Origin of the sequence: Ochrobactrum sp. 19YEA23 (assembly GCF_029909865.1) — a bacterium.
GTDB lineage: Bacteria > Pseudomonadota > Alphaproteobacteria > Rhizobiales > Rhizobiaceae > Brucella > Brucella gambitense.
Genome location: NZ_JASAMQ010000001.1, coordinates 634821 through 651495, shown reverse-complemented (window position 1 = coordinate 651495; position 16675 = coordinate 634821). Strand labels below are relative to the sequence as shown.

Here is a 16675-nt window from a genome sequence, read left to right as displayed (position 1 = left end):
CGGAGATGAAAGCCTTCCTGCACGACAAATTCATTCCCGTGACGACGGTTCTCGCCGTGTTCGTCGCGCTCTGGTATGGACTGGCGGTGTTTCTGAACGCGCCCTTCGAACGTGATCAGGCTGAGCGCGCCGGGACCGAGATTTCGTTTTCCACGCTCGTCGCCAATACGATGAACCAGGAGCGCCCGGTTCTGCCAGCACCACATCAGGTGGCGCAGGAAATCTGGAAGACCGTCTTCGACGTCAAGCCGACGTCCAAGCGCAGCCTCGTCTATCACGGCTGGGTCACGCTTTCCTCGACGCTGCTCGGCTTCGCACTCGGTTCGCTTCTCGGCATTGCGCTGGCGGTCGGCATCGTCCATTCGCGCACGCTCGACAGAAGCCTGATGCCGTGGATCATCACCTCGCAGACGATCCCGATTCTCGCCGTCGCGCCGATGATCATCGTGGTACTGAATGCCATCGGCATATCGGGCCTGCTGCCGAAAGCCTTCATATCGACCTATCTCTCCTTCTTCCCTGTTGCCGTTGGCATGGTGAAGGGGTTGCGGTCGCCGGATGTCATGCATCTCGACCTCATGCGCACTTATAATGCGTCACGCGCGCAGGTGTTCTGGAAGCTGCGCTGGCCAGCGGCCATGCCGTTTCTCTTCACATCGATGCAGATTGCCGTTGCCATCAGCCTCGTTGGCGCCATCGTCGGCGAATTGCCGACCGGCGCTGTCGCCGGACTTGGCGCGCGCTTGCTCGCCGGTTCCTATTACGGGCAGACGGTGCAGATCTGGGCGGCACTCATCGCCGCTGCCGTCATGGCCGGTGTCTTGGTGGCATTGGTCGGGCTGGTGGCGCGCATCGTCAACAGCCGCATGGGCGCGAAGCCGGAAAGGGCTGCGGCATGACGACCGGCATTCTCTCCCTAATCGCCATCATTGCAGTATCGTGGGTGATCGTAGGCTGGGTTTCCAGCCTCAAGGCCCGCACCCCGCAAGGCCAGAAACTGCTCGACATCGCAGTCCCTGCCCTGTTCGGCATCGCCATGCTGGTGCTGTGGGAAGCAGCCGTCCGGCTGTTTGCCATACCGCAGGTGCTGCTGCCTGCGCCCTCCGCCATCTGGGCGCGGATCGTCGATTCTGTGCCGATCCTCTGGGCGGATTTCCGCCAGACCTTCATGAAGGCGGTCATCATCGGCTATGTCGCCGGTTGCGGGCTGGGCTTCATCACAGCCATCGTCGCCGACCGCATCCCCTTCCTGCGCAAGGGCCTTTTGCCGCTTGGCAATCTGGCGGCGGCGCTGCCCATCGTCGGCGTCGCGCCGATCATGGTGATGTGGTTCGGTTTCGGCTGGGAGTCCAAGGCTGCCGTCGTCATCATCATGACCTTCTTCCCCATGCTGGTGAATACGGTCGCAGGCCTTGCAAGCACCGGATCGATGGAACGCGACCTGATGGAGACCTATGGCTCCAATTACTGGCAGACGCTGGTGAAGCTGCGCCTGCCCGCCGCAATGCCCTTCATCTTCAACGCGCTGAAGATCAATTCCACGCTCGCGCTGATTGGCGCTATCGTGGCAGAATTCTTCGGCACGCCGATTGTCGGCATGGGCTTCCGCATTTCGGCTGAGATCGGCCGCATGAATGTGGACATGGTCTGGGCTGAAATTTTCGTCGCCGCCCTTGCGGGATCGCTTTCCTACGGGCTGATCGCGCTGATCGAGCGCAAAGTGACATTCTGGCACCCTTCTTACAGGCGGGGGTAAGCCTTTCCGGCGGAAGCGCGAAGTGCTTTTGCAGGAAGTGCGTAAATGTAAGCAGATCCGGTATCCGCCAACATAAGGCGGGACCGTCAACCAGAGGAGAACCAAGCATGAAGAAGGCACTATCCATAGGCCTCGCAACAGCCGGACTTGCTCTTGCACTCATGAGCACGACGGCCATGGCCGCAGACAAGCTGACCTTGCAGCTCAAATGGGTCACGCAGGGCCAGTTCGCAGGCTATTACGTGGCCAAGGACAAGGGTTTCTACGACGAAGAAAAACTCGACGTCGAGATCAAGCCGGGCGGTCCAGACGTTGCCCCGCCGCAGGTGATCGCCGGTGGCGGTGCGGATGTGGTGGTCGACTGGATGCCGTCGGCGCTCGCCACCCGCGAAAAGGGCGTACCGCTGGTCAACATTGCCCAGCCTTTCAAGAAGTCGGGCATGATGCTGACCTGCCGCAAGGAAACCGGCATCACCAAGCCGGAAGATTTCAAGGGCCGCACACTGGGCGTCTGGTTCGGCGGCAATGAATATCCGTTCCTGTCCTGGATGAACCATCTGAAAATCCCGACCACTGGCGGCAAGGATGGCGTTACCGTTCTGAAGCAGGGCTTCAACGTAGATCCGCTGATCCAGAAGCAGGCCGACTGCATCTCGACCATGACCTATAATGAATATTGGCAGGTGATCGATGCCGGTATTCCTGCCGACCAGCTCGTCGTCTTCCCTTATGAAGAACAGGGCGTGGCGACACTGGAAGACGGGCTTTATGTGCTTGAAAAGAGCCTTGATGATCCGGCCATGGTCGAAAAGCTGGCACGCTTTGTCCGCGCTTCGATGAAGGGCTGGCAATATGCGTCTGAACATCCGGATGAAGCCGCCGACATCATTCTCGACAATGATTCTTCCGGTGCGCAGAAGAAGGAAGTTCAGGAGCGCATGGTCAAGGAAATCGGCAAGCTGATCGACGGTTCGGACGGCACGCTTGATGTCGCCGCTGCCGATCGCACGGTTGAAACGCTGCTTGGCGGCGGGTCCGATCCGGTCATCACCAAGAAGCCGGAAGGCGCATGGACCGCAAAGGTCACCGACGCGATGAAGAAGTAATCATCTCGCGCTCAATATGAAAAACCCGGAAGCATGCTTCCGGGTTTTTGTTTGTCTATCCAGTATGTTACTTGAATTTTTCTTCCAGAGCCACGGCCCGAACAAGCTCGCGTTCCAGACGCGCTTCTTCCTCGACCTTCGGCTTGGTGAAGCGTCCGAGCAGCAGATAGGCGACCGGCGTCACATAAAGCGTCGCGATGGTTGCAAGGCCAAGACCGCCGACGATCACCCAGCCGAGCGCCACGCGGGCTTCTGCCCCGGCCCCGCTTGCCAGTATCAGCGGCACACCGCCGAGCACGGCGCAGATCATCGTCATGCAGACCGGACGCAGGCGGATATTGGAGGCTTCCTCAACCGCCTCCCGCACGCTCAGCCCCTTGTCGCGCAACTGATCGGCAAATTCGACGATCAGAATACCGTTCTTGGCCATGATGCCCACCAAAAGCACAAGGCCGATCTGGCTATAGACGTTGAGGCTTGTGCCCGTCAGCATCATAGCGACCACCGCACAGCCAAGACCGAGCGGCACCGTCGCCATGACGATCAGTGCACTGACGAAGCTTTCAAACTGCGCCGCAAGCACCAGCAGAATGATGATGATGGCAAAGCCGAACACCATAGCAAGACCGCTGGAGGTTTCGCTGAGCGTTGTGGCTTCGGCGAGCGGAATGATATGGCTGCCAGGCGGCAGAAGCGGGGCTGCAATTTCCTGCGCTGCCGTGAAGGCATTGCCGAGTGCAAAATCAGCGCGCAGGCCGGTGGTGATAGCCACCGAACGCTGGCGCGTTTCGCGATCAAGCTGCGGCGGCACCGCCTTTTCAACAACGGTCGCGATGGACGACATCGGCACATAACGCCCGTCCGCCGCTTTCATGAAGATGTTTTCCAGATCGGTCGGATCGTTGATCGGATTGGTGGTCGCGACGAATTTCACGTCGAAACTGCGGTCGCCCACATAGACCGAGCCGATCTTGCGCCCGTCCAGCACCGACTGCACGGCATTGGCGAGGCCGGTAATGTCGATGCCAAGATCGGAGGCGCGCTCACGGTTGATCTCGACGGAAAGCTGTGGCTGTGTCGGCTCCACCGACAGGCGCGGCTGCTCAAAGCGCGGATCTTTTTCCAGCGCCGCGACGACGGCCTGCGCAGCAGGCTGAAGCTTGGCATAATCACTGCCGACAATGGCGAATTGCAGTCCGTTACCAGCGCCGCGAATACCGAGACTGTTCGGCTGGGTCGAGAAGATACGCACGGCGGTAATGTTCTGCACCCGCTTGGTGATATCCGCCATGATCTCCTGCTGGCTGCGGTGACGCTCCTTCCATGGAGCAAGCGTTAGCACCATGAAACCATTATTGGCGGAGCCGCCGGAACCGGCAATGGCATAGGTGGTGACAATCTCGCCATCGTCACGCAATGGCTGGATCGCTTCCTCGATCTTGTTGAGCTGCGATTGCAGGAAGTCAACGCTGATGCCCTGCGGTCCGTTGATGCGCAGCACCGCCACGGCGCGGTCTTCCGACGGCGTCAGTTCCTGACGGATCGTGCCAAACACGGCAACCGATACGCCGCCGAAAAGCAGTGCAACCAGCACAACCACCCACGGTGCAGCCAGACAGACATGAAGGGTCTTGCGGTAAAAACCTGCAAGTCCGCCGCCGATACGGCGCAAGAACAGCGGGCCATGTGCGCCTTCCGTCTCGCCGCTGCCTTCCTTCAGAAAGCGCGAGGCCAGCATCGGGCAAAGCGTCAGCGCCACCACAGATGACAGCAAAACGGCAATGGCCAGCACGAAGCCGAATTCGCGGAACAATCCGCCCGCCTGCCCCGGCAGAAACGAAATCGGCACGAACACGGCAGCCAGTGTCAGCGTGGTCGCGATGACGGCGAAGAACACTTCCTGCGTGCCGAGCACCGCAGCAGCGCGCGGGCCCATGCCCTGATTGCGCCGTCGCACGACATTTTCCAGCACCACGATGGCGTCATCGACCACAAGGCCGGTGGCAAGCACCAGCGCCAGCAATGTCAAAATATTGATGGAAAAGCCCGCGAGATAAATCGCCGCGACGGTGCCGATCAGCGCCACCGGCATGGACAGGGCCGGAATGAGCGTGGCGCGAATATCCCACAGGAACATGAAGATGATCGCCACCACGATGATCACCGAAGCAATCAGCGCAATCTCGACTTCATGGATAGCGCCATTGATGAAGCTTGCATCATCGCTGGTGACGGCGATGTTCACACCTGGCGGCAAGGTGGTCTGCAGATTGGCAACGGCAGCGCGAACGCCTTGCGAAATATCGAGTGTGTTGGACTGCGCCTGACGCACAATGCCCAGCCCGATGGCCATCTTGCCGTTGGAACGCACAGCCGAACTTTCGATATCGGGTCCGAGCGTGACTGTGGCGACGTCACGGATCTGCGTGCGGCCCTTGATATAAACATTCTCGAAGTCTTCGGGCTTTTCCAGATTGGCCGTCGCACGCACCACGATCGCCTGATCGGAGCTGCGCAGTGAACCCGCTGGTGCATCCAGCCCCATGGAATTGAGCGCGGTCGCCACATCGGCCAGCGTCAGCCCATAGCTTGCAAGACGTGCCTGATTGATATCGATGCGGAAAATCTTGGCGCGGTCGCCGTAGATCTGCACATCAGCCACGCCCGGCACAGCCGACAGCACATCCTGAATCTGGTCTTCGATCAGCACGGTCATATCGTCGACGGACATGGTGTCCGATGTCACCGCCAGTCGCATCACGGGATCAGCGTTCGAATCCGCCTTGATGATGCGGGAGGGATCGGCTGCCTCCGGCACGGTGTTGGCAACGCGTGAAATCGCATCGCGCATATCGGCGGCAGCAACATTGAGATCGACACCGTCGTTGAACTCGACCGTCACACGGCTGCGTTCAAAGGACGATGTCGAGGAAATCGACTTGACGCCGGACACGCGCGCAACGGCGTTTTCCAGAACCTGCGTCAGCTGGCGGTCGATGGTTTCGGCGGACGCACCGCTGAAATCCGTACTGATCGTGACAACCGGGCGATCCACATCCGGCAATTCGCGAATATCGACGCCCGTGAAAGCAGCAAGACCTGCCACGACAATGAGAACATTGATGACGAAAGCAAAGACCGGGCGACGAATGAAAAGTGCGATCGAGCCGCCGCGATCGGCGGATGATGGTTTATGACTGCTCACCAGCGCCCCCTCAACCGGCTACAGGTTTTGCAGCCGCAGGATCGGCGCGGGCCGTGCCCTGCGCATCCATCACGCGAACCGGCGCTTCATCGCGAACCGTCTGGACCCCTTGCGTGACGATCATGTCGCCCTGCTTGACCGGACCATCCAGAAGAATGCTGGTGGCATTGCGCTGCACGACGCGAACAGCGATCTTCTTCGCCAGACCTTCCTCGATACGCCAGATATAAGATCCATCCGCGCCCCACTGGATCGCCAGCGGGTCGACAGATGGAAAACGATTGCCGGGGAAAAGCACCGTGACGTAGAACGACATGCCGGCGCGCAAGCGATCTTCGGAATTATCGACCTCGGCCCGCACATGCAGCGTGCGGCTTGCCTCATCGATCATATTGTCGACGGCATTGATTTCGCCCTTGTGGGTTTCACCCGCAAAGGCCGTCGTTTCCGCCGTCAGCGGCTGCCCAACCTTGATCTGCGGGGCAAAACGTTCTGGAACCCAGATATCGACCAGCATCTTGGAGCGGTCGTCGATCCGCGCAATGGAAGTCTGGGCGGTGACATAGTTGCCCGCATTGACAGGCAGAATGCCCACCACGCCGGAAATCGGCGAGCGCACCGTGCGACGGCTCAAGGCAAGCTGCGCATCCTTCAGGGCAAGCTGCGCATTGGCGACGCCCAGTTCGGCTTCAACAGCCTGAACACCCGTTGCGGTGTTCGTGGCTCTCAGGCGTTCGATACGCTGGCGGGTTGTCTCGGCATCTTTCAGAGCCGTTTCAGCCTTGGCGACGGCAATCGTCTCGGTGTCGGAATCAAGTTCCGCAATCGCATCGCCCGCCTTGACGCTGTCGCCAGCCTTCACGAACAGCTTGTTCATATAGCCGCTGGAATAAGGCGTGATCGACACTGTGCTGAGCGCACGCGCGGACCCGATGGCGGTCAGACGATTATTGATGGTTTCTTCGCTCGCCGGTTCGACGACGACCAGCGGCGCCCTCGCTCCGGATTTGGCAGCGGATTGCTGAGCGCGGGACGCATCGGCGCCTGCGGCGGCGTTTTCCGACGCTGCATTCTTCTGTTTATAGGCGTACCAGCCGCCCGCAGCGGCCAGAACAATAAGCAGGCAGACGACAATCTGCTTCCACGATTTCATTCAGCTCTCCGGCAGAACCCGTCCCATCGCTGCCCGACAGGTTCTGTCTTTTAAAAAATATACTTTTTTACACGACACGTCGAATGTCTGACCATATGCGGCAACCTATCGACACGATGGTTACCGCCTGCCCATGACAGAGATTCGATGGAGAAATAGCTAACACATCCCCATATTACTTTTTTGCATCGCCTCCCGAGAAGGTCGAATTAAATTTCCGTAATGCTTGCTCGCAATCTGTCGCGAGCTCAATTCAATCGATACAATAATGTCTGTTGGAAATCTGCCCCGCCACCATATATAGGAAGCTATATTTATTGCAGTCTCGAGACTCACAGGCATATTGGGCATTTCGGGGCATATCGGACGCGCTGCATCGGCCAACAGCCCCAGACGCCGTCTATTTGGAATCAGGTTATGGCGGTTGTTGAAAAGATCATAGATCCGGGCGACGTTCCGATGGACACCGCTGCGCAGGATACAAACGCGGAAGATCGCACATCGCCCGCGCAATTCACGCGTTTGCGCTGGCAGAACCGCCTTTCCAGCAAACTGCTTCTGCTTATTGTGCTCGCCGTCCTCGTGGCGGAAGTGCTGATTTTCGTGCCGTCCATCGCCAATATGCGCCTGCGCTGGCTGACGTCGCGCCTTGATACGGTCGGCGCGGTTAGCGAAGTGCTGGCGGCCAGCGCGAATATGGACGTTCCGCGCGCCATTCAGGACAAGGTTCTGCTCGTCACCGGCACCAAGGCAATCGCGCTGCGTGAAGCTGGCGCCTCCCGCCTTCTCGCCATGTCGGAAATTCCCGGCAAGATCGATCAGGTTATCGATCTTGATAATGTCAGCGAAGCGGCGTCCATCTGGGACGCTTTCAGCACGCTTTTTGACGGTGGCGACCGAACCTTGCGTATTTACGGTTCGGTTTCGCCGACAGCGACGCCCGGTCGGGTGATTGAAATCGTCACCTCCGATGCGCCCATGCGGCGCGCCATGCTGATCTATGCCCGCAACGTCGCCGTGATCTCGCTGATTATTTCGGTGATTGCCGCCAGCCTGATCTATCTCATCATTCATGAAATGCTGCTGCGCCCGGTGCGCATCATGCATCGCAACATGATCGACTTTGCAACGACGCCGGATAATCCGGCGCTCATTTTGGTGCCGGAAAACCGCAAGGACGAGTTGGGCATCGCCCAGCGGCAGATTTCCCACATCCAGAGCGATTTGCAGCGCACGTTGAAAGAACAGAAGCATCTTGCCGATCTTGGGCTTGCCGTGTCGAAGATCAATCACGACATGCGCAACATTCTGGCCTCCGCACAATTGATGTCCGACCATCTGTCTGACGCCAAGGATCCGATGGTGAAGCGCTTCGCGCCCAAGCTCATCCGCACGCTCAGCCGTGCGATCAGCTATTCGGAAAGCGTTATCGCCTATGGGCGCTCGCAGGAAGCGCCGCCGAGGCCGCGCCGGGTCAATCTGCACGCCGTCGTCACGGATGTGCAGGAAAGCCTCAATCTGGAAACCGAGAGCGGTATCGAATTCGACAATCGCATTCCGGATGACTTCGAACTGAACGTCGATTCGGAACAGCTGTTCCGCGTGCTGAGCAATCTGTGCCGCAATTCCGTGCAGGCCATGGAGAGGGATGATACGGGCGGCGATGCCGCTGTGAAGCGTCTGACGCTCTCATCCGGTCGAATCGGCACCACAGCCATCATCGGCGTCGAGGATACGGGGCCTGGCCTGCCGCAAAAGGCGCGCGATAACCTCTTCACGGCGTTCAAGGGCTCGACACGCAGCGACGGTACCGGACTGGGCCTCGCAATCGCGCAGGAGCTTATCCGCGCCCATGGAGGCAGTATCGAGCTTCGGGAAGACCGTCCGATCGGCGCGCATTTCGAGATTCGTCTGCCTGATTTGCCTGCGCAGCGCGAAAGAGAACAGACACGGCGGGAGGAAACCGCCTGATTGGGGAAAAACCCCAGGGAAAACAACGGTTGAGAAGCCCGGAAAACCGGGCTTTGACAAGAAATATTCACATAACGGCATTTTTTTCTCAGAAGACGCTTGCATTTAGTAATGGGTCCGATTATCAACCGCCCATCGCCGCAGCGAGCGGCACAAAGGCAAGCACCCGTAGCTCAGCTGGATAGAGCACCAGACTACGAATCTGGGGGTCAGAGGTTCGAATCCTTTCGGGTGCGCCATTTCTTTTCAAGCATTTAGCGAAGATTTCAAGAGAGACTGATCGTCAGATCGGGCTTCGCTTTTTGCCGATCCGGCATCAGATCAGAACGCGTCCACTCACAATCAGGCTGCTGAAATAGCTTCGGCTCGTTGCTTTCGATGCGCTGCTGAATGCAGCGACATCACTGTGGTCGCCTACTCCACCGAATCCATAACGCACTGATATGTAACGCCTTGAGAGGTGATCGCGATTTTCGTCAAAGTCTCGTACGCGATTTCATAGCCCTCGCCTGCAAACTTGCTTCCGGAAGTGGACGGCACCCTCTCAAGAAGACGATCGCGGCTAAAGGCGCTCAACCGGATATGGTCAGGATCGTCAGGTGACGTGAAGACATCGATGACATTGTCATGGTCGCATACATAAGAGATACGGTCCTGATCGGCCTCAGCGAGGGCCAGAGAGGGCATCAGGATTAATAAGGCACCGATCAGCCAACGCATGGAAAAACTCCCTCCTGAGCCCTGTAACGCGCCTCGCACGATCCACACGAGCGAACGCCCGGATTGTCCCGTTTAAGTGCACCCTGTTTGAAAGCCGCTTCGTTCTTCACACGGCATGTCAGTTGGATGTGTGATGTTCTCACATAGCGAACTGCCAGCGATCCGCGCAAGGGAGCATAGCAGCGACCGATGCGAAAAGCGGAACGAGCACGCGCGTTGCGCAAATAGCAGCGTCAGTCATACGGCATTTTTTTCTTGGAGAAGAAGTGGTGCCCGGAGGCGGATTCGAACCACCGACACGCGGATTTTCAATCCGCTGCTCTACCAACTGAGCTATCCGGGCATCCTGTAGCAAGCACTTGGTCTTGCCGTGTGGCGGTGTTGGTGTCCGCCGGAAGTGGGTGGGTTATAGCATTAAATTTCGCGCTGTCCAGCACCGTATCGCATTTTTTATGCGCTTTTCTCACAGTTTCTCTAATGAATTGATTTCACAAGAGAAAAAGCGTCAAAAAGCCTAATTCTCGCCCTCGTCCTCTTCGCCCAGAGGCTTGCCGGGGATGACATAGCTTCCCGAAAGCCAGCGATTGAGATCGATGCTTTTGCAGCGCGGCGAACAGAAGGGATAGCTGTCACGCGCCGAAGGCTTGCCGCATTCCGGGCAAGGTCGTGTCGGGCGCAGCGGCGTCACGCGGGCGCCAGCTGCTGCGGATATGTCCTTCTTGCCGTTCATGGCTTAAACCTTAAACTTTTCCGGTGCTCCAGTTGGCATAGACCGGATAATCACCGTCAGCCAGCAGGCTTACGGTTTCCTGGAGCGGCAGGCCGACCACATTGCTGTAGGAGCCAACCAGTTTGACGACAAAGCTGCCTGCAAGTCCTTGTATGGCGTAGCCGCCAGCCTTGCCGCGCCATTCCCCCGAAGAGAGATAGGCGTCAATTTGCTGGCGCGACAGGCGCTCGAAGCGCAGGCGCGTTTCCACCAGGGTCTGGCGCAGATTGCCATTCGGCAAAATGAGGCAGACGCCCGTGAAAACCTTATGGGTACGGCCCGACAAAAGACGCAGACATTCCCGCGCCTCATCGGCGGTTTCCGCCTTGGGCAGAATACGCCGCCCGACCGCGACGACCGTATCGGCCGCAAGCAGGAAGGGCTTGGCGAAATTGGCGTCGCTTTTCAGCTGCGCCAGCGCCGCTTCGGCTTTTTCACGCGACAGACGGCGCGCCAGCGAGCGCGGATGCTCGCTACGCTGCGGCGTCTCGTCTATGTCCGCTGGCTGGATATGATCCGGCTCGATACCGGCCTGCCCCAGCAGTTCGATCCTGCGAGGAGACCCGGAAGCCAGAACCAGCTTGTGTTGCGCAACTGTCGTCAAGAACACCCCCGAAACGGCTGCCCGTGCGTGATAAGCTTACTTGAAGCGGTAGGTGATGCGACCCTTGGTCAGATCGTAAGGGGTCATTTCGACCAGAACCTTGTCGCCAGCCAGAACGCGGATGCGGTTCTTACGCATACGGCCAGCCGTATGAGCGATGATTTCATGTTCATTTTCGAGCTTCACGCGGAACATTGCATTCGGCAGCAGTTCCGTAACAACACCCGGAAATTCGAGGACTTCTTCTTTCGCCATGCGATACCTGTTTCTTTCTTCGATAAAAAGCGTCCGAAAATGGACTCTGATCCTAAATTTGGCCGGAACCTATATGATTAGGCGGCATTTGTGAACAACGGAATTCCGTGAACTTATTTCGGGCTGAAACGCTGCAAAATCTGCGTCTTCAAACGATCCCGCACATCGCGATAAGCATTCATGATCTGCTCGCGGCTGCCGGTGACCAGCGTGGGGTCCGGCGTCGGCCAATATTCCACATCCACGGAGAAACCGCGCATGCGCTCCAGCACCGTATGGTGGGCAAGTGGTGTCAGCGTCACGATGAGATCGAAATAGCCGTCGGCCAGTTCTTCAATGCCCCGCGGCTGGCGGTCGTCGAGCGAAAGCCCCTCTTCCGAAAGCACGGCATCCACGAACGGATCGCGTTCACCGCGTTTCACACCTGCGGAAGCCACATATATATTGGGTGGCAGCAGCTTTCTTGCAAGAAGTTCGGCCATTGGCGAGCGGATCGCGTTCTTGCCGCAGACGAAAAGCAGGGATGACGGCAGTTTCTGTTTCGGGCCCACATCGCCCTCTCCATCATCCTGCGCGTTCACGACATCAACTGCGACCATGCAGGCTCAACCTCGCCAATGCAGCACGCAGACAAGCGTGAACAGTCGCCGCGCCGTGTCGAAATCGACTTCGATCTTGCCCTTCAGCCGCGCCTGCAAGGTTTGCGACCCTTCATTGTGCAGCCCGCGCCGCCCCATATCGATGGCTTCGATCTTGCTTGGCGTGGCCGACCGGATTGCCTGATAATAGCTTTCGCAGACCATGAAATAGTCGCGCACCACGCGGCGCAGCGGTGTGAGCGACAATATATGCGTCGCCACATCGTCCCCGCTTTCACGGCTGATGGCAAAGATCAGCCGCGTTTCCATCAGCGAGAGTTTCAGCCGGTAGGGACCGCCGGTCTCGTCGCCAATCGGATGAAAGGAATTCTCCTCGATCAGATCGAAAATCGCGACCGCGCGTTCATGCTCGACGTCAGGCGTCGACCGCCCGATGGATTCATCGAGTTCGACATCAACAAGACGGGCATTGGGAACGCCAGCGGTCATGATGCCTCATAGATTGAGCCGGATGGCGACAGACTTGGCGTGTGCGTCGAGACCCTCGGCACGCGCGATTTCAATGGCCGCAGGGCCGAGCACCCGCAACTGGTCCGGACCGAGCTTCAAAAGCGAGGTGCGCTTCATGTAATCAAGCACATTCAGGCCCGACGAGAACCGGGCCGAGCGCGCCGTCGGCAGGACGTGATTGCAGCCGCCCACATAATCGCCGATCACTTCCGGCGTGTGTGCGCCGATGAAAATGGAACCGGCATTGCGGATCTTCGGCAGCAGCGCTTCAGGATCAGCAACGGCAATTTCCAGATGTTCGGCAGCAATACGATTGGCGAGCGGAATCGCCGCCTCAAAATCTTCAACCAGAATGACCGCGCCGAAATCGCGCCAGCTTGCCGTGGCAGTCTGCGCGCGCGGCAGCGTAAGCAACTGGCGCTCGACTGCCGCTTCCACATCCTTCGCCAGCGCTTCGTCATTGGTCATGAGGATGGATTGCGCGGCGGTATCATGCTCTGCCTGCGCCAGCAGATCGGCAGCAATCCAGTCCGGATTGTTGTCCTTGTCGGCAATCACCAGAACTTCCGACGGACCGGCGATCATATCGATACCGACGATACCGAACACAATGCGCTTGGCCGCCGCGACATAGGCATTGCCGGGGCCGACAATCTTGGCGACCGGCTTGATAGTTTCTGTGCCATAGGCAAGCGCTGCAACAGCCTGTGCGCCGCCGACGCGATAGATTTCCGAAACGCCTGCCAGACGCGCCGCAACCAGCACCAGCGGATTGAGAATGCCATCGGGTGCCGGAACGACCATGACGATGCGCTCGACACCCGCCACCTTGGCAGGCACGGCATTCATCAGGACCGAGCTTGGATAGCTGGCCGTGCCGCCCGGCACATAAAGGCCGACAGCCTCGATTGCCGTCCAGCGCGAACCAAGTTCAACGCCGAGCGCATCAGTGTAACGGTCATCCTTGGGCAATTGCCGTGCATGGTGGCTTTCAATACGCTCATGCGCCAGTTTCAGCGCCTCGACGGTGGATGCCGGTGCAGCCTCAAAAGCTGCGTCAATTTCAGCTTCCGTGACGGCGATGCCGGTCTTTTCCAGATCGATACGGTCGAAACGGCGCGAATAGTCGATCAGGGCCGCATCGCCTTCGAGGCGCACGCGCTCAACGATTTCGCGGGCTGCGCGGTCTACGTCAGCCGAAACTTCGCGCTTGCCGGACAAAAAGGCTGCGAATTGCTTTTCGAAGTTCGGATCGGTTTGTCTGAGCGTCGTGACCACGCTTGTATTCCTTTAAATAGTCCAGATAAGAGCAACCGTCCGCGTGACAGCAGACGCGATGCATGGAAGGTTCATCTCATACGCCGTGACGCGGGAGCGATTCCGTTTCCCAGGCCGCACCCAGATCCGTCAGCTGCGCTTCGATGCATTCCACCGAAAGACGGATAGCGGCATTTGCCGAGAATGTCAGTTCTATTGTGCCCGCAGGCGCTTCGCCGGGGACAAAACCGATCGTCAGCAGCGACAGGACGTCGTCCTGTTTCTGGCGGTCGATGCCAGTGGCCTTGGCGGCAGTGACGCGGTTGAAATGCAAAGCGGTGCGGCGGCGCTGATATTGCGGCTTGCGCAGGAATTTCGGACGCGCTTCTTCCCAGACGAAACGGTTCGCCGTCAGAACGAAGCGCTGTTCCTTGGCGATATATTGGAGGTCTGAGACTTTGAGAACCGCGTCCTGAAGATGGGCGGACAGGACCTGCAAATCCTCTTCATCCAACGCCACAAGCTTCAACATATCCATGGTCCGCACCGACTTCCTGTCATGTTCAAAACAACCGTCCCACGCCGCATCCAGATCGGCGACATGGGTGGTTCACGAAGCAACTTTGCTCAATAACTTTGCATGTTGGCAGAAAAAAATCGACAGGCTTTTCAAGCCTGTGATCAATCAACGTGACAGAATGAAAAAGCCGAAACCTGGATTAGATCGCGTTTCGATCCGATTGCATCGGATCGGCGCTCTAATCCTTTACTCTAACGCGCATCTCATCCGATCGAAGCAGGATCAGAAATCAGTCCAGTGAACTGATTTCCCTGCGGAGACGTTTCACACTTTTCGGGATGCGCTCAAAGTTCCGGCCCTTGCCGATTATCCGCTGATGCGTTCGACATTCGCGCCGCAACGCGAAAGCTTTTCTTCCAGACGCTCGAACCCGCGATCCAGATGATAGACGCGGTTAACGACGGTTTCGCCTTCGGCGGCAAGGCCCGCAATAACCAGCGAGACCGATGCGCGCAGATCGGTCGCCATGACCTGAGCGCCCTTGAGGCGTTCCACGCCCTCAACGGTCGCGGTCTGGCCGGACAACGAAATCTTCGCGCCAAGACGCGCCAGTTCCTGCACATGCATGAAGCGATTTTCGAAGATCGTTTCGGTGATGTGCGACGTGCCCTTGGCCTTGGTCATCAGGCCCATGAACTGCGCCTGAAGGTCGGTCGGGAAGCCCGGGAAAGGGTCGGTCGTGACATCGACGGGATGGATACCATGGCCGTTGCGCACAACGCGCAAGCCGCTATTGGTCTCGGTGATTTCCGCACCGGCCTGACGCAGTGTATCGAGCGCCGAAGAAAGCAGGCTTTCCTGCGCGCCTTCGAGCAGCACGTCACCGCCGGTCATGGCGACAGCCATTGCATAGGTGCCGGTTTCGATGCGGTCAGGAATGACGCGAACGCGCGCGCCGGAAAGGCTGGTCACGCCCTGCACGTGGATCGTGCCGGTGCCCGCGCCCGTGATCTTCGCGCCCATTGCATTGAGGCAATCGGCAAGATTGACGACTTCCGGCTCACGCGCCGGGTTCTCGATGATCGTCTCGCCCTTGGCGAGCGCAGCCGCCATCAGCATGACATGCGTTGCGCCGACAGACACTTTCGGGAAGCGATAGCGACCACCGACAAGACCGCCCTTCGGCGCACGCGCCTTGGCATAGCCGTTTTCGATGTCGATTTCGGCACCCAGCGCCTGAAGGCAATCGAGCAGCAGATCAACCGGGCGCGTACCGATGGCGCAGCCGCCTGGCAGCGACACGGTTGCTTCGCCCATGCGCGCCAGAAGCGGGCCAATCACCCAGAAGCTTGCGCGCATTTTCGAGACAAGCTCATAAGGCGCAGTGGTATCGACGATGTTGCGAGCCGTGAAATGAATCGTGCGGGAATAGGCGCCGTTCTGATGCTCGCGGCGGCCATTGACCGAATAATCGACGCCATGATTGCTGAGGATGCGGATCAGCTGCTCGACATCGGCCAGGTGCGGCACATTTTCAAGCGTCAGCGTATCGTCGGTCAAGAGAGAAGCGATCATCAAGGGCAAAGCGGCATTTTTTGCGCCCGAGATCGGAATGATTCCATTCAGCTTATTACCGCCGACGATTTTGATGCGATCCATGCTGTTTCCCCTTCTGGGCCGGGGCTTGCCCCCGGTAATCGATTTGAAGCCGTTGGAACGCGTTTCGATCGGGAAAATCGGATCAGCATTCCAACTGTTTGTTTTTAAGCACATCTTGCCCGAAAACCGGTTCACCCTTTTCGGGATGTGCTGTTGCTGCTGCCTGAACGGCGCGGCGGCGATACTGACAAAATGACGAGTCTTGCGGCGGAATTACGTTCAAACGCGAATCGCTTTCGAACGACAATGGCAACCGAGAACAGAAATGCGCTTTTACCTTAGCCGACGTCTCTCTTCAAGAAAGGCCTATTCGGTTTCTTTACCAGCAGTGGAAATGCCGTCATTGCGCTCATCTGCCTCTCCGGAGCGTCGCGAGCGCGACTGTTCCTTGCGGCGCATCAGATTCGCGCGCAGCTGATCGGCCAGCCGTTTTTTTTGACGGTCCAGCTGGTTTTGACGTTCCTGATTGATCGGTTTTTCACTCATGAGCCGTGTCTACTACGAGAAAAAGCGCCAGAAAAGCGGCATGATGCGCAGCTATACGCAGATTTCCACATTATGTGAAAAGAAATGCATTTGGTCGCTTGCGAT

General features: G+C 58.3%; 16 protein-coding genes and 2 tRNA genes. 5 read left to right on the top strand and 13 right to left on the bottom strand.

Going from position 1 to position 16675, the window contains the following annotated elements; genetic code table 11:
• Nucleotides 1-5 precede the first annotated feature (5 nt).
• The 3 genes from QBD01_RS02930 (at nucleotide 6) to QBD01_RS02920 (ending at nucleotide 2862) form a co-directional block, all read left to right on the top strand.
• Nucleotides 6-899: an ABC transporter permease gene (locus tag QBD01_RS02930; protein WP_280991532.1), complete on the top strand. Its 894-nt coding sequence runs from the start codon at nucleotides 6-8 to the stop codon at nucleotides 897-899.
• On the top strand, nucleotides 896-1756 hold the full coding sequence (locus QBD01_RS02925; RefSeq protein ID WP_138785973.1) for an ABC transporter permease: 861 nt from the start codon (nucleotides 896-898) through the stop codon (nucleotides 1754-1756). Before QBD01_RS02930 ends, QBD01_RS02925 begins: the two co-directional genes overlap by 4 nt.
• Before the next feature lie 107 nt (nucleotides 1757-1863).
• Nucleotides 1864-2862, top strand: coding sequence for an ABC transporter substrate-binding protein (locus QBD01_RS02920; protein WP_280991531.1), 999 nt, complete (start codon nucleotides 1864-1866; stop codon nucleotides 2860-2862).
• 67 nt (nucleotides 2863-2929) lie between these two features.
• Here the strand turns inward: QBD01_RS02920 and QBD01_RS02915 are convergent, their stop codons facing one another.
• Nucleotides 2930-6067, bottom strand: coding sequence for an efflux RND transporter permease subunit (locus QBD01_RS02915; protein ID WP_280991530.1), 3138 nt, complete (start codon nucleotides 6065-6067; stop codon nucleotides 2930-2932).
• 10 nt (nucleotides 6068-6077) lie between these two features.
• On the bottom strand, nucleotides 6078-7220 hold the full coding sequence (locus QBD01_RS02910) for an efflux RND transporter periplasmic adaptor subunit (RefSeq protein WP_280991529.1): 1143 nt from the start codon (nucleotides 7218-7220) through the stop codon (nucleotides 6078-6080).
• A 417-nt stretch (nucleotides 7221-7637) separates the two neighbouring features.
• Between QBD01_RS02910 and QBD01_RS02905 the strand changes: the two genes are divergently transcribed.
• Complete coding sequence (locus QBD01_RS02905; protein WP_280991528.1) at nucleotides 7638-9191, top strand: HAMP domain-containing sensor histidine kinase; 1554 nt, start codon at nucleotides 7638-7640, stop codon at nucleotides 9189-9191.
• Nucleotides 9192-9353: 162 nt separating this feature from the next.
• Nucleotides 9354-9430, top strand: a tRNA-Arg gene (locus QBD01_RS02900).
• Nucleotides 9431-9605: 175 nt separating this feature from the next.
• Here the strand turns inward: QBD01_RS02900 and QBD01_RS02895 are convergent.
• The 11 genes from QBD01_RS02895 to QBD01_RS02845 form a co-directional block, all read right to left on the bottom strand.
• Nucleotides 9606-9911 carry a hypothetical protein gene (locus QBD01_RS02895; RefSeq protein ID WP_280991527.1) on the bottom strand — a complete coding sequence of 102 codons (306 nt, stop codon included), beginning with the start codon at nucleotides 9909-9911 and terminating at the stop codon, nucleotides 9606-9608.
• Between the two features lie 267 nt (nucleotides 9912-10178).
• Nucleotides 10179-10254: transfer RNA gene (locus tag QBD01_RS02890), tRNA-Phe, on the bottom strand.
• A gap of 171 nt (nucleotides 10255-10425) precedes the next feature.
• On the bottom strand, nucleotides 10426-10641 hold the full coding sequence (gene yacG, locus QBD01_RS02885) for a DNA gyrase inhibitor YacG (protein WP_182519259.1): 216 nt from the start codon (nucleotides 10639-10641) through the stop codon (nucleotides 10426-10428).
• A 10-nt stretch (nucleotides 10642-10651) separates the two neighbouring features.
• The gene (locus QBD01_RS02880; RefSeq protein ID WP_078338109.1) at nucleotides 10652-11284 is read right to left on the bottom strand and encodes a Maf-like protein; all 633 of its coding nucleotides are present in this window, start codon (nucleotides 11282-11284) and stop codon (nucleotides 10652-10654) included.
• A gap of 36 nt (nucleotides 11285-11320) precedes the next feature.
• Nucleotides 11321-11539: a translation initiation factor IF-1 gene (infA, locus tag QBD01_RS02875; protein WP_002965531.1), complete on the bottom strand. Its 219-nt coding sequence runs from the start codon at nucleotides 11537-11539 to the stop codon at nucleotides 11321-11323.
• 113 nt (nucleotides 11540-11652) lie between these two features.
• Entirely contained in the window at nucleotides 11653-12138 is a 486-nt protein-coding gene (locus QBD01_RS02870; protein WP_280991526.1) for a low molecular weight phosphatase family protein, read from the bottom strand.
• A gap of 6 nt (nucleotides 12139-12144) precedes the next feature.
• A complete protein-coding gene (locus QBD01_RS02865) occupies nucleotides 12145-12627 on the bottom strand; it encodes a UPF0262 family protein (protein ID WP_280991525.1) in 483 nt (160 codons plus the stop codon).
• A gap of 6 nt (nucleotides 12628-12633) precedes the next feature.
• Entirely contained in the window at nucleotides 12634-13926 is a 1293-nt protein-coding gene (gene hisD / locus QBD01_RS02860; RefSeq protein WP_280991524.1) for a histidinol dehydrogenase, read from the bottom strand.
• Nucleotides 13927-14002: 76 nt separating this feature from the next.
• Nucleotides 14003-14443 (bottom strand): DUF2948 family protein, encoded by a 441-nt coding sequence (locus tag QBD01_RS02855; RefSeq protein ID WP_280991523.1) that lies wholly within the window; start codon nucleotides 14441-14443, stop codon nucleotides 14003-14005.
• A 348-nt stretch (nucleotides 14444-14791) separates the two neighbouring features.
• Nucleotides 14792-16084 (bottom strand): UDP-N-acetylglucosamine 1-carboxyvinyltransferase, encoded by a 1293-nt coding sequence (murA, locus tag QBD01_RS02850; RefSeq protein ID WP_182519255.1) that lies wholly within the window; start codon nucleotides 16082-16084, stop codon nucleotides 14792-14794.
• A gap of 306 nt (nucleotides 16085-16390) precedes the next feature.
• Complete coding sequence (locus tag QBD01_RS02845) at nucleotides 16391-16570, bottom strand: hypothetical protein (RefSeq protein ID WP_078337864.1); 180 nt, start codon at nucleotides 16568-16570, stop codon at nucleotides 16391-16393.
• Nucleotides 16571-16675 lie beyond the last annotated feature (105 nt).

Bases quoted from the DNA above. Each gene is read 5' to 3' on its own strand.
- QBD01_RS02930 (WP_280991532.1), top strand. From the start codon at position 6: ATGAAAGCCTTCCTGCACGACAAATTCATTCCCGTGACGACGGTTCTC.
- QBD01_RS02925 (WP_138785973.1), top strand. From the start codon at position 896: ATGACGACCGGCATTCTCTCCCTAATCGCCATCATTGCAGTATCGTGG.
- QBD01_RS02920 (WP_280991531.1), top strand. From the start codon at position 1,864: ATGAAGAAGGCACTATCCATAGGCCTCGCAACAGCCGGACTTGCTCTT.
- QBD01_RS02910 (WP_280991529.1), bottom strand. From the start codon at position 7,220: ATGAAATCGTGGAAGCAGATTGTCGTCTGCCTGCTTATTGTTCTGGCC.
- QBD01_RS02905 (WP_280991528.1), top strand. From the start codon at position 7,638: ATGGCGGTTGTTGAAAAGATCATAGATCCGGGCGACGTTCCGATGGAC.
- QBD01_RS02895 (WP_280991527.1), bottom strand. From the start codon at position 9,911: ATGCGTTGGCTGATCGGTGCCTTATTAATCCTGATGCCCTCTCTGGCC.
- yacG (WP_182519259.1), bottom strand. From the start codon at position 10,641: ATGAACGGCAAGAAGGACATATCCGCAGCAGCTGGCGCCCGCGTGACG.
- infA (WP_002965531.1), bottom strand. From the start codon at position 11,539: ATGGCGAAAGAAGAAGTCCTCGAATTTCCGGGTGTTGTTACGGAACTG.
- QBD01_RS02870 (WP_280991526.1), bottom strand. From the start codon at position 12,138: ATGGTCGCAGTTGATGTCGTGAACGCGCAGGATGATGGAGAGGGCGAT.
- QBD01_RS02865 (WP_280991525.1), bottom strand. From the start codon at position 12,627: ATGACCGCTGGCGTTCCCAATGCCCGTCTTGTTGATGTCGAACTCGAT.
- QBD01_RS02855 (WP_280991523.1), bottom strand. From the start codon at position 14,443: ATGGATATGTTGAAGCTTGTGGCGTTGGATGAAGAGGATTTGCAGGTC.
- murA (WP_182519255.1), bottom strand. From the start codon at position 16,084: ATGGATCGCATCAAAATCGTCGGCGGTAATAAGCTGAATGGAATCATT.
- QBD01_RS02845 (WP_078337864.1), bottom strand. From the start codon at position 16,570: ATGAGTGAAAAACCGATCAATCAGGAACGTCAAAACCAGCTGGACCGT.